The organism is Corynebacterium sp. HMSC055G02 (assembly GCF_001809065.1).
GTDB lineage: Bacteria > Actinomycetota > Actinomycetes > Mycobacteriales > Mycobacteriaceae > Corynebacterium > Corynebacterium jeikeium_D.
In genome coordinates this window covers 1-12,213 of record NZ_KV795650.1, presented here as the reverse complement: position 1 = coordinate 12,213, position 12,213 = coordinate 1, and the positions used below count along the sequence as shown (strand labels likewise).

The window sequence follows — 12,213 nt, the reverse complement described above, 5'->3', positions numbered from 1 at the left end:
GGGGGGGGGGAGCCGGGGTCCGCCTTAAAGGGATAGGAGCCCGCTCTACTCAGGCCCCTATCCCAACTACAAAACCACCGTGAACTAATGGTGCTTGCGGTGGGAAAGCGAATCGACGCTCTGGCCCTTCTGCTCCAGCTGCGTGAGCAGCACGTCGCGGACATCGCGGCGGCGGACCTTGCCCATCTGGTCGCGAGGAAGTTCCTCCAGGTGGAAGAATGCGCGCGGCACCTTGTACCGGGTCAGGTTGTCGTAGCAGTGGTCGCGGTAGGCGTCGGAATCCAGTCGGGCGTAGTCAGCAAGGGTGATGGCGGCCACGACCATCTCGGAGCCGTCACTCTTCGGGAGGCCGACGACCGTGGCATCGGTGATGTCTGGGTGGGAGAGCAGTACTTCCTCGACCTCGGCCGGGTAGACATTGAAGCCACCGGTGATGATGACCTCCTTGATGCGGGCAACCAGCTTGATGAAGCCGTCCGACTCCATGACTCCGACATCGCCGGTGCGGTACCAACGATCGCCAGCGGGAAGCTCAGCAGGCCCATCGGTGAAGGACTTCTCCGTTGCCTCCGGGAGGTTGAGATAACCGGCGAAAACCTGTGGGCCTCGGACGATGACCTCGCCCTCCTCGCCGTCAGCGCGGAGCTTGGTGGGATCTTCGGGGTCAACGATGGCGACCTCGGTGTCAGGGAATGGCAGGCCAACGTAGCCCGGGCGGCGGTTGCCGTCCATCGGGTTGCCGACGATAATCGGTGACGTTTCGGTGAGGCCGTAGCCTTCGACAAGACGCCCGCCAGTGAGTTTCTCCCACTTCTGCACAAGGGAAACCGGCAGGGTAGCAGCACCGCAGAAGGCGAACTTCACGCCGGAGAGGTCGACATTATCGCGCTCGGCGGCTTCGACAATCTTCTCGTAGAGAGTCGGCACACCAGGCACCCATGTCGGGCGATTGTTCTTCATCACCTTCATAATCAGCGGAATCTCCGGTGCCGGCACCAGCACCAGTTCAGCGCCAATCAGCATGGACAAGTTGGTGACAATGGTCAGGCCGTAGGCATGGAACATTGGCAGGATGCCGAGGGAGATTTCCCGCTCCTTGCCAAGGCCCGGCACCCAGGCCTTGCCCTGCAGAATGTTGGCTACCAACCCCTGGTGACTCAACTGTGCGCCCTTTGGCGATCCCGTGGTGCCAGAGGTGTACATCATCACTGCAGTGTCATCGGCAGTGATGGATTCATCGGCCTGGAGGTCGTGGCCGTCTCCGCCGACGGCGTCGTGAAGCAAAGCGTCAAAACCCATGACCTGCGGTGCGGAGGAGTGCAGCTTAGCGCGGGCGGCGCGGAGCTTCGGCAGCGGGATTGACAGGGCGGTGCGCATGACAAACGGCAGGTCCTGCAGCATATTGACCGCGATGATGGTCTCGAGCGGGGTGTTGTTGCGAAGGTCTTCAAGTACGGGGACGATCTTGTCCCAGCAGATGGCAAAGCGGGCGCCGTGGTCGTTGAACGGGTGGCGCAGTTCGTGGGCGGTGTAGAGGGGGTTGTGCTCTACGGCAACAGCGCCGAGGTGCAGAACTGCCCAGTAGGCGATGACATGCTGCGGGCAGTTCGGCATGAGCAGTGCCACGCGATCGCCTTTGCGTACACCGAGTGCGCGCAGGCCGGCGGCAACGCTGCGAACCTTGGCATCCAGCTCGGCATAGGAGGTGGAGCGACCGAAGAAGGTCAGTGCCTTGCGGCGCGGGTGGTTGCTCAGAGTGTGGCGGTAGACGTCTAGGAGGGTGTCGAAGTTGTAGTCGATGTGGGGTGGGGTCCACTCCGGATACAGGTTCAGCCAGGCTTTGGAAACCGCAGCGTTGGGTGTGGAACCGTGAGCTGGGGCAGAGTCATTTGCAGCGTGTGAGCTGGATGTATCGGCCATGGGGTCCTCCTAAAGCTTTGTTTATCGCCTGACTATGTCGTGAGGTGATAATAACCTACGACGTAGTAGGTATCGACCTCTATTGTGCCGTACGTCGCACTGCGATGCCGGAATTCCTATACACGTATTTGAGGTACTCATTTGCGGGGTTGCCCCTGGCATAGGCACTCTGGGCAGTATGAGCGAAACATTTCCGGCGGCAACGGCGGGCGCAGACGCGGCCACCTCTAACACCCCGGCGTGGCCGAACCGCATCGCGATGATCTCCATGCATACCTCTCCGCTGGAGCAACCGGGCATCGGAGACGCTGGTGGCATGAATGTCTACGTGCTGCGCACATGCGAGGAGCTGGCGCGACGCGGTGTGAAGGTGGATGTTTTCACCCGCGCCACGCGTTCCAGCGATGGGCCGGTGATTCAGGTCAGTGAGAACTTCCGCGTCATCAACATTGTGGCTGGTCCATATGAGGGGTTAGAGAAGTCAGACCTGGCTACGCAGATGCCGGCCTTTGCCGGTGGGGTCATTGAATTCGCCCGCAAACAGGGGATTGAATACGACCTGATCCATTCGCACTACTGGCTCTCTGGCCAAGTGGGGTGGCTGCTGTCGGATTTGCTTGACATTCCGTTTGTGCACACGGCGCACACGCTGGCGGCAGTGAAGAATCTCCATCTGGCGGAGGGAGATACGCCGGAGCCGGAGTCTCGGCGTATCTGTGAGCAGCAGATTGTGGACAATGCGTGCCGGCTCATCGTCAACACCGATGCCGAGGCTAAGCAGCTCGCGGATCTCCACGATGCCGACCCGTGGCGCATCAATGTCGTGCCGCCCGGGGTGGACGTGGAGCTCTTTTCGCCAGGCAGTGATCGTGCCACCGAGCGGTCCCGTCGTGAGTTGGGCATCCCGTTGCACACTAAGGTCATTTTGTTCGTCGGTAGGCTGCAGCGGCTGAAAGGCCCGCAGGTATTGCTGCGGGGTGTCGGTGAGCTCATGCGTCGCCATCCCGCCACTAATGTCCGAGTGATTATCTGCGGTGGACTTTCCGGTTCTGGGCTGCATGCGCCCGACGAATTCACCAATCTCGCCGCGGAAGAGGGGATCGACCACCTGGTCCGGTTCATGCCCCCGCGCCCGCCGCAGGACCTGGCGAAGCTCTACCAGGCCGCAGATATTGTCGCCGTGCCCAGTTACAACGAAACTTTCGGGTTGGTGGCGATGGAGGCTCAGGCCACCGGTACTCCCGTTGTCGCGGCGAATGTCGGCGGACTCTCCATCGCTGTCGACGATGGGGTCAGCGGTTTGCTTGTCGACGGTCACGAGCCCGCAGCCTGGGCCGATGCCCTCGGTCGCCTGGTGGAGGACGACGAGCTACGCATTAAATTGGCCACCCAGGCACGCGAGCACTCCCTGGAGTTTTCCTGGCAAAAGACCGTGGATCGGTTGGCCGATGTCTATCATCGAACCGAACTCCAAAAGGAAAATTGTCCCGGCTCTATCCGGGATGCGGGCGGCTCCCGGTAAGTTTCGTTAGCTTCAGTATCGCCAGGGCCGTAACCACAAAAACAGGGAGATGATTCACGATGAGCACGGACATCCAAGTACAGCTGAAATCCCTCGGTGAGCAGCTGGAACGCCTCGGTGTCGAGCATGGTATTGCAGACAATGCCGCCGTGGTGGTCCTGCCTGGTAAGAAGAAGCTCAAGACTATCGTCGGCCTCATCCCGGCGCCGGACTCCCTGCGTGTTGAAGCCTTCGTCTGTCGCGCGGTCGAAGAAAACCACGAGGCCGTTTACAAGTGGTTGCTACAGCGCAACCGTCGTCTGTTCGGCATCGGTTACACCATCGACGCCGCCGGCGACATCTACCTGGTCGGTCAACTGCCCGCTGAGCTTTCCGACGATGACCTCGACCGCCTCCTCGGTCAGCTGCTCGAGACGGCCGATGGGGACTTCAACCAGATCCTCGAACGCGGCTTTGCATCGGCAATTAAGCGCGAGTGGGAGTGGCGGGTTGACCGTGGGGAAAACCTGGCCAATCTGGAGCAGTTCCGCCACATGGTTGAGTAGCCGGGGGTAGCAACCCACATAGCGGGGCAACGAACGGCGGGCTTTCCCGTTTTGGGGCACAATTAGGGGTATGAGCAATGGAAAACTGATTCTTGTCCGTCATGGCCAGAGTGAGTGGAACGCATCCAACCAGTTCACGGGCTGGGTCGACGTTGCACTGACCGACAAGGGCCGCGCTGAGGCAGTACGTGCCGGTGAGATGCTCGTAGAGGCAGGCCTGAAGCCGCAGGTTCTCTACACGTCGCTGCTGCGTCGCGCAATTAACACCGCACACATTGCCCTGGATACCGCTGACCTGTTGTGGATTCCGGTTATCCGTGACTGGCGTCTGAACGAGCGCCACTACGGTGCTCTGCAGGGTCTGAACAAGGCAGAGACCAAGGAGAAGTACGGCGAGGACCAGTTCATGTCCTGGCGTCGCTCCTACGACACTCCGCCGCCGGAGCTGTCGGATGACAGCGAGTTCTCGCAGGCTAATGACCCGCGTTACGCCAACCTGGATGAGGTTCCGCGCACGGAGTGCCTCCTGGACGTCGTGAAGCGTTTCATTCCTTACTTTGAAGAGGAAATCCTGCCGCGTCTGAAGGCCGGTGAGACTGTCATGGTGGCAGCTCACGGTAACTCCCTGCGTGCACTGGTCAAGCACCTGGACAACATCTCGGACGAGGACATTGCCGCTCTGAACATCCCGACCGGTATCCCGCTGGTTTACGACTTTGATGCTGAGGGCAAGGTTTTGAACCCGGGTGGCACCTACCTGGATCCGGAAGCTGCAGCTGCAGGTGCTGCTGCTGTTGCTGCTCAGGGCAACAAGTAAAAATGTAGGTGTTTGATAGGCCGATAAGGGGCGCAGCCAAGTGGGGCTGTGCTCCTTGGTCTATTTAGAGCTAGCTAGCGCACTGATTTTCAGCGCGCGCGGATTGTGAAAAGAGCTTAGGGTAAGACCCGTGTCAAAAATCATTATCGCCGCTCTATTAGGTGCTGCGGTTATGGCAGCTGTGCTGATTCTTGGTGGAGTTGTCTCGGGTGCCTATAACGCCGCTCGGCGTCAGAAGAGCGACGAGGAAAGTTCAATAACCACCATGGCGCAGGTCATGCACCTGGCCATTCAGAAGTCTCCGACGGGTGTGGTGGTCGTTGACATCTCACGTGATTTGATTTTGTCGAACTCCATGGCGCACAAGTTAGGGCTGGTCTATGAGCGCCGCCTCAATGACGTGGGCTGGGAAGCTGCGCTCAAGGTCTTTGACTCGCAGGAGGACCAGGAGCTAACGCTGGTGCTGCCGTCGCGCCGGGCGGGGGCGCCGGACACAATTGTCCGCTGTCAGCTAACTCCGTTGTCACTGGTGGACGACCGTTTTGTGGTGATTTATGCGGCGGATGTCTCCGAACAGGCCCGTATGGAGGCCGCGCGACGTGACTTTGTGGCTAACGTTTCCCACGAGCTCAAGACTCCGGTGGGGGCCATCAGCCTCTTGGTCGAGGCGCTGAATGAAGCTACCGACGACCCGGTTGCCGTGCGTCACTTTAGTGAGAGCCTGACGCAGGAGTCCAAGCGGATGTCGACCATGATTACGGAACTCATCTCGCTGTCGAAGCTGCAGGGGGCAGAGCCGCTGCCGGACATGTCTCCCGTGAAGGTTGAAGAGATTGTCCAAGGAGCTGTGCGTCGTAACCAGATGCTCTCGGAGCAGGCGGGTATTGAAATCACCGTTGACTGTGAGCCGGATTTGGTGGTTGAAGGTGAACGCAGCCTGCTGATCACCGCGGTGTCCAACCTGATTTCAAATGCGATCAACTACTCGCCAGAGGCCACGCCTGTATCTGTGACTGCGGTCAAGGAGGATAACGACACCGTCGCTATCCGCGTCACTGACCGCGGTATCGGCATTTCCCAGGCGAATCAGAAGCGTATCTTCGAGCGCTTCTTCCGTGCGGATAAGGCACGCTCGCGGGCGACAGGCGGTACCGGTCTGGGCTTGGCAATTGTTAAGCACGTCGCAGCGAATCACAAGGGAACCGTGAAGCTGTGGAGTCGGCTGGGCACAGGATCGACCTTCACCATTGAGCTCCCGCTGATGGAAAAGAACGGTTCCGCGTCGAATGATGGCGATGTATCTGCACGTTTGCCAATCGGCCACACCCAGCCTGCGGGTAAAATTGCGGCTAAGAAAAACGCGCAGCGCGGTACGGGCAAAACCCGTGGCAAGGATAAGGATTCCCAGAACAAGGATTCCAAGGAAGGAATGAAGTAATCCGTGACTGAGGTACTTATTGTCGAAGACGAGACGGCTTTGGCGGAGCCGCTTGCGTTTCTGCTGCAGCGCGAAGGATTCGAGGTGCGGATGGCCGCTGACGGCCAGGAAGCACTTGCAGAATTCTCCAAGGCAGAACCGGACATTGTGCTGCTGGACCTCATGCTGCCAGGTATGAGTGGCACCGAGGTCTGCAAAAACATCCGCTTAAAGTCCTCTGTCCCAGTGATTATGGTGACCGCCCGTGACACTGAGATTGACAAGGTCGTCGGCCTCGAAATTGGTGCGGATGACTATGTGACCAAGCCGTATTCCTCTCGGGAACTTATTGCCCGTATCCGGGCTGTGCTGCGCCGCGGTCGCCACGACGACTCCGACGATGTCGAGGATATCTACGAGGAGGTCTTGCGCGGCGGCCCGGTCGTGCTGGACGTCGAGCGCCATGTAGTCACCGTTGACGGCGATGATGTCGCAATGCCGCTCAAGGAATTCGACCTGCTGGAGTACTTGCTGCGCAACCGTGGTCGTGTGCTAACCCGTGGCCAGCTCATCGACCGCGTCTGGGGCTCCGACTACGTCGGCGACACCAAGACGCTGGACGTACACATCAAGCGCCTGCGCTCCAAGATCGAGCGCAATCCTTCCTCGCCGGAGTTCCTGGTCACCGTTCGCGGCTTGGGTTACAAGTTCGAGGACTAGCTCAGCAGACTGCTGCCGACAATCTCCGCCGTCGGTCTGAGAAACCCCGACTTAAACCTCGTCCGGCGCCAGCCCCTCGGCCGCTGCGCGTGTGGCCGGGTGAATCGCCAGCAGTGGGTAGCCACTCGGCCCGAAAGCCTTGGCCGCGCCCGCTATTTCTCGGGCACGGCAGTGCTCCGCCAGAATTTCGTAGCACTCTTCGCCGATGAGCTCTATTAGCTCGGACTTGTGCGTGCGCCACACCGGCTCGCCACCGGTATGTGTGGCCGGCGCGCCCGTGCAGAACCATTCAAAGTCCTCGCCGCCATCGCCCCAGGCACGACGATCGTATTCGGTAATGGTCGTGCGCAGAATCTCCTGGCCGTCCGGGCGTTCCTCCCAGTCCTCCAGTCGGCGCAGCGGCACCTGCCAACACACATCCGGCTTGACCTTTACGGGGTCAATGTCGTTGGCCATCGCCCATTGGTGGATGGCACAGCCCGCACCATTGCGCCATCCGTCACGGTTGGCAAAAATGCAGGCATTCTTCACGACCTTCGTTTTCAGAGCAGGCTCAGGCTCTCCGTTTTCGTCGTCAAGCTCGTCCCACACTAACCACGGTTCCAACGGTTCGGAGGGGTCGGTTTCGTAGGTTTCAAGCCACTTCAGAGTTTGTTCGGGGCGGTTCTGCCACCACTGGGGCTCTGCGGAGTCGCCTTCCATTCGCTTTACGACGTCAATAACCCTCTCGCGGTCTTCTTCGTCGGTGATAAAGGCGCCATGGCCACAGCATCCGACATCCGCGTTCGCGGAGTCGATGCCCTGGCAAGCGGAGGTGCCGAAAGCGCATTGATAGGAGCTCATCAACCAGGTTAGGTCGCAGGTGATGATATGTTCTGGGTCCTCCGGGTGGGCGAACTCGAACCACTCGCGGGGAAAGTCATAGGCGACTTCAGCGGGAGACGGTTGCGGTCCACGACCGGGGCGGGGGTGGGGTTGATTCACACCAATACACCGTAGACCGTCTAACCTACTAAGAGTGAGATTAGGTGTATTAGATGTAGGTAGTAATACCGTCCACTTGGTGATGGTGGACGCCCGCCGGGGCGGACATCCGACTCCGATGAGCGATTCCAAGTCGACGATGAAGCTGGTCGAGTACCTGGATAAGGACAACAACCTGTCCAAGAAGGGCATTGACAAGCTGACGGGCTACGTCGCTGAATCCAAGGAATTGGTTGAGCAGATGAAGTGCGAAGAGATGATTAGCTTCGCCACTTCAGCTGTTCGCGATGCCACGAATGCGGACGAGGTTCTCGCCCACGTTGAGAAAGAAACTGGCATTAAGCTGCAGATTCTCTCCGGTGAGGATGAGGCTCGTCTGACCTTTTTGGCAGTACGGCGCTGGTACGGCTGGTCTGCTGGTCGTCTAATCAACCTGGATATCGGTGGCGGTTCTCTTGAGCTGACGTCGGGTACTGATGAAGATCCGGAGGCCGCGTACTCGCTGCTGCTCGGTGCGGGACGGTTGACCCACGAGTGGTTCGAGACCGATCCGCCGGAGCGCAAGAAGATTGACCTGCTGCGCGATTACATTGATGCTGAGCTCGCTGAGCCAGCTCGTCATCTGCGTACGCTTGGTGAGCCGGACTTGGCTGTCGCCACCTCGAAGACTTTCCGCACTCTCGCTCGCCTGACCGGTGCGGCGCCTTCCGCTGCTGGTCCCCGGGTTAAGCGCACTCTGACTGCCGCTGGTTTGCGCCAGTTGATTGCGTTTATTTCCCGCATGACGGCGGCTGACCGTGCTGAACTTGAGGGTGTTAGTGCGAATCGTTCTCACCAAATTGTCGCAGGTGCTCTCGTTGCAGAGGCTAGTATGCGAGCATTGGGATTAGAGAAGGTCGAGATTTGTCCTTGGGCGCTGCGTGAGGGCATTATCTTCCGACGACTGGACAGTGACCTATACGGAAAGGGTTGAGATGAGCGAGGAAAAGCTCACCGTTGCCGAACTGCTGGCGCGGCGGCAGAAGGAGGGAGCCCCCTCTGAACCACCGCGGCGCCGCCGTCGACGCAGCCTTGAAGAAGGCGGTGTGTCTGTTCAGGAGCTCACCGGCTCAATCCCTCGTGTAAAGGCCGACGAACCGCGACGTGGTGCTCACGCTCTTTCCAACGCAGACGACGATCAGACGACTACGAGTGATTTGCTTGCCGACGAAGCTGCGGCCAACGCCGCCGAAGAAGCGCAGGCAACCGAACCGGAGGTAGAAGCTCCGGAGCACTCGGAGGCTGTCGCTGAGCCAGTGGTAGTTGCTGAAGGGGCGGATTCGTCGGAGCATGAGGTTCAAGCTGAGGCCGAGGCTGAAGCTGCTGATCAGGAAGAAGAGGAGTCGGAATTAGCTGAGGCTGACGCCGAAGTAGCTGACGCCGAGGTCGCTGAGGCCGAAGCTGACGAGGTTGCCGAAGTTGCTGAAGAACCGGTTGCACCGGTTGCACCGGCAGCTCCGCAGCAGGAGCAAGCCGCGCAGAGCACACCAACTGCGCAGCCAGCAGCCCCTGCGGTGCCATTGGCAATTCCGATGGAACCCCGTCCGGTCATGGTCAACTCCGAGCGTTCGGAGATTACCTACACCTTCACCGAACTGCGTGACATGGCAGACGAGTCGCAGCAGCTTGGGGAGCCGGGGCCAGTCGCTCGTGCGGTACTCACCGGTTCCAACGCTTACGACGACCGTCCGACTGCCTCCATTCCGGTTGTCCAGGACAATGTCGACGAAGAGTCCGAGGCATCCGCTGAATCGGATGACGTCGACGGTGAACAATTTGCTGAGGCTGAAGCTGCTCAGGAAACCGCTACCTTCGAGGCTGCCGACGCTGACGCCGATACCGGTGCCGCTTCCAAGGCGGCAGTGGCAGCCGCTGTCGCTCCTGAAGTTGCACAGGCAGAAGACGCACAGGCCGATATCGAGCAGGCCGAGGACGCCCCCACTGAGGCTGCACAGGTCGAGACCACACCGACCCAGGCCGCAGCTGACGAGAAGCAGGCGGAGCCCCGGGACGTCGTTAAGCGTGAAGAATCCAAGAGCTCCAAGGGCAAGGCCGTCGCGCGCGATGGCTACGCCGAGGACAATTCCCTCTCGGTGCCGTTGCTGCTAATCCAGGTCTTCGTGGGTCTGATTGCTGGTGCATTGGTGTTCCTGGGCTTCACCATGGCCTGGTCGTCGCTGCCAAAGATTGTGGTTGTCATCATGGCTCTCGTGGTCGCTGGTGGCTTCGCGGGAATGGCGAACTACCTGCGCCGTGAGAAGGACAAACTGACACCGATTCTCGCGGGACTTGTCGGTTTGGCGCTGACATTTGGCCCCTGGATTCTCTTCCAGTTGTAGTGGGGTCAACAGAATCATCATCACCTGATGCAGGGGTCGGAAGCGTAGTTTTCCGGTCCCTGCATTCGCATGTGTGGGCCAGTTTTGGCACACTTAGCGTCCATGACAAGAATTGCTGTAATTGGTGGCGGAAAGATTGGTAGCGCACTCGTCGGTGGTCTCATCGACGGTGGTGTCTCGCCCTCCTCGATTTATGTGGTGGGGCGCACCAAGGAGAGCCTGGCCGGTCTGAAGGAGACCTACGGCATTGTCGATACCGACGACCCAGTAGGGGCCGTTGACGGTGCCGACGTGGTGTTCTTGTGCGTAAAACCGTACTTGATTATCGACATGCTCGAGCAGATTGCCGACGTGCTCGATGACTCTGAGGTCGACACCATCGTGGTGTCGATGGCGGCTGGCATCACGCTGGACAAGATGGAAAGCGTCTGTGCTGTCGGTACTCCGGTGATCCGCGTCATGCCGAATACCCCGATGCTGGTGGGCAAGGGGGTCTGTGCAGTCGCGCCGGGCCGCTTTGTCACGGAGAGCCAGACCGACGAGGTTGTCGAACTGTTGAAGAAGGTCGGCAGCGTTGAGGTTGTCGATGAGTCGCTGATGTCTGCAGTCACTGCAGTCTCGGGCTCCGGTCCGGCTTACTTCTTCCAGTTCGTCGAGGCGATGACCGACGCGGGTGTGAATCTGGGCCTCAAGCGTGATCAGGCTAAGCGTCTGGCGTCGGCTACGGCTGCTGGTGCAGCCGAGATGATGATGCAGGAAGGCGCGGACCCGACTGCGTTGCGTGCCGATGTCACCTCTCCGGGCGGTACAACCGCTGCGGCCACCCGAGTTTTCGAGGAAGAAGGCATTCGTCGCGCGGTGCATCGTGCGCTGCAGGCTTGCTATGACAAGGCCAACGAGATGGGTAAATAAGCATTTCGCCGAGTAGAGGCGGGTGTACAAGTAACCCCAATATTTGGGGCATTGGAAATGGTCAGCGGCAGTAGCTAATCCGATACGCAGGGACGATGGGTTAGTCACAACTGTCACACCATTCGCCAATGCCCCTATTTTTTATCAAAAATCGCACCGGCACCTTGCCTACCGGTAGGATATGAAAAGCACGTGCGTGTCACGATTTTCTGCAGGAGGGGAAGCCTGCAGCGCGTCGCGTGCGCTGAAGGGAATATTTACTAATGCAGAATGCAGATAAAGGCACCTTTCTGACCGTTGCAGAAGTTGCTGACATCATGCGCGTATCCAAGATGACCGTCTACCGCCTGGTTCACGCTGGCGAGCTGCCGGCAGTGCGCGTTGGCCGTTCTTTCCGCGTCCATGAGTCCGCAGTCAAGGAATACCTGGACTCCTCCTTCTACAACGCGGGTTAATTTTTTCTGCCTTTAAGCGGGGCTGCTTGACCTGAACGCATATGTCCCCGCTATGATTAATCCGATTAGTACATGGTGCTGTGCTGCGCCCCTGTTTCCTATCGTCTTCAAGTCATGAAGTATCTAGCTGTGAAGGCGGAAGGAAAAAGGGCGTGACATCTCGGCGGTTGTAAGGCCGCATTGAGTACGCCGCCATTGTGCAAGAAAAGAAATTTCCGTCAACGAATAGCGAGGTCGAGCCGATGGGTTCCGTCATTAAGAAGCGTCGCAAGCGCATGTCGAAGAAGAAGCACCGCAAGATGCTTCGCCGTACCCGCGTGCAGCGTCGTAAGCTCGGCAAGTAAGCCAGCATTCCTGCCGTTATCGCAGGAGCGCGCGTGCTGCGTCGCGTACACGTTTTAAAAGCAGAACCCGCCCGGTCTCGTTGAGATAGGGCGGGTTTTGTCGTTGGGGGCTAATCACGGGCTGCCGATTACGGGCTGCAAATGTGAAACTGTAGGAGTTTATGAGGGTTAAGTAGCAAAAAGTGTGTCCGCTCGGCGT

General features: G+C 59.2%; 12 protein-coding genes. 10 read left to right on the top strand and 2 right to left on the bottom strand.

The genetic code is table 11. From position 1 onward, the window contains the following. Positions 1 to 84 precede the first annotated feature (84 nt). Positions 85 to 1,920, bottom strand: coding sequence for a long-chain-fatty-acid--CoA ligase (locus HMPREF2547_RS04850; protein ID WP_083296857.1), 1,836 nt, complete (start codon positions 1,918 to 1,920; stop codon positions 85 to 87). A 259-nt stretch (positions 1,921 to 2,179) separates the two neighbouring features. On the opposite strand from HMPREF2547_RS04850, the gene mshA reads away from it, so the two are divergent. The 5 genes from mshA to HMPREF2547_RS04825 all read left to right on the top strand — a co-directional run bounded on the left by mshA (position 2,180) and on the right by HMPREF2547_RS04825 (position 6,941). After that, entirely contained in the window at positions 2,180 to 3,442 is a 1,263-nt protein-coding gene (gene mshA, locus HMPREF2547_RS04845) for a D-inositol-3-phosphate glycosyltransferase (protein ID WP_172620248.1), read from the top strand. A 59-nt stretch (positions 3,443 to 3,501) separates the two neighbouring features. Next, positions 3,502 to 3,987, top strand: coding sequence for a type III secretion system chaperone family protein (locus HMPREF2547_RS04840; protein WP_048732346.1), 486 nt, complete (start codon positions 3,502 to 3,504; stop codon positions 3,985 to 3,987). A 70-nt stretch (positions 3,988 to 4,057) separates the two neighbouring features. Further along, a complete protein-coding gene (locus HMPREF2547_RS04835) occupies positions 4,058 to 4,804 on the top strand; it encodes a phosphoglyceromutase (protein WP_016421977.1) in 747 nt (248 codons plus the stop codon). Between the two features lie 130 nt (positions 4,805 to 4,934). Then, positions 4,935 to 6,242: a sensor histidine kinase gene (locus tag HMPREF2547_RS04830; protein WP_016421978.1), complete on the top strand. Its 1,308-nt coding sequence runs from the start codon at positions 4,935 to 4,937 to the stop codon at positions 6,240 to 6,242. A 3-nt stretch (positions 6,243 to 6,245) separates the two neighbouring features. After that, positions 6,246 to 6,941, top strand: a complete 696-nt coding sequence (locus HMPREF2547_RS04825; RefSeq protein WP_016421979.1) for a response regulator transcription factor — start codon at positions 6,246 to 6,248, stop codon at positions 6,939 to 6,941. A 51-nt stretch (positions 6,942 to 6,992) separates the two neighbouring features. On the opposite strand, the gene HMPREF2547_RS04820 is transcribed toward HMPREF2547_RS04825, so the two are convergent. Beyond that, a complete protein-coding gene (locus HMPREF2547_RS04820; RefSeq protein WP_016421980.1) occupies positions 6,993 to 7,925 on the bottom strand; it encodes a DUF3109 family protein in 933 nt (310 codons plus the stop codon). Positions 7,926 to 7,959: 34 nt separating this feature from the next. On the opposite strand from HMPREF2547_RS04820, the gene HMPREF2547_RS04815 reads away from it, so the two are divergent. The 5 genes from HMPREF2547_RS04815 to HMPREF2547_RS10595 all read left to right on the top strand — a co-directional run bounded on the left by HMPREF2547_RS04815 (position 7,960) and on the right by HMPREF2547_RS10595 (position 12,014). After that, on the top strand, positions 7,960 to 8,898 hold the full coding sequence (locus HMPREF2547_RS04815; protein WP_161798518.1) for a Ppx/GppA family phosphatase: 939 nt from the start codon (positions 7,960 to 7,962) through the stop codon (positions 8,896 to 8,898). A gap of 1 nt (position 8,899) precedes the next feature. Next, complete coding sequence (locus HMPREF2547_RS04810; protein WP_016421982.1) at positions 8,900 to 10,303, top strand: hypothetical protein; 1,404 nt, start codon at positions 8,900 to 8,902, stop codon at positions 10,301 to 10,303. A gap of 102 nt (positions 10,304 to 10,405) precedes the next feature. After that, a complete protein-coding gene (gene proC, locus HMPREF2547_RS04805; RefSeq protein WP_070604898.1) occupies positions 10,406 to 11,215 on the top strand; it encodes a pyrroline-5-carboxylate reductase in 810 nt (269 codons plus the stop codon). A 263-nt stretch (positions 11,216 to 11,478) separates the two neighbouring features. Next, entirely contained in the window at positions 11,479 to 11,670 is a 192-nt protein-coding gene (locus HMPREF2547_RS04800) for a helix-turn-helix domain-containing protein (RefSeq protein WP_005509751.1), read from the top strand. Between the two features lie 242 nt (positions 11,671 to 11,912). Further along, positions 11,913 to 12,014 carry a 30S ribosomal protein bS22 gene (locus HMPREF2547_RS10595; RefSeq protein ID WP_003855542.1) on the top strand — a complete coding sequence of 34 codons (102 nt, stop codon included), beginning with the start codon at positions 11,913 to 11,915 and terminating at the stop codon, positions 12,012 to 12,014. The last annotated feature ends 199 nt before the right edge of the window (positions 12,015 to 12,213 follow it).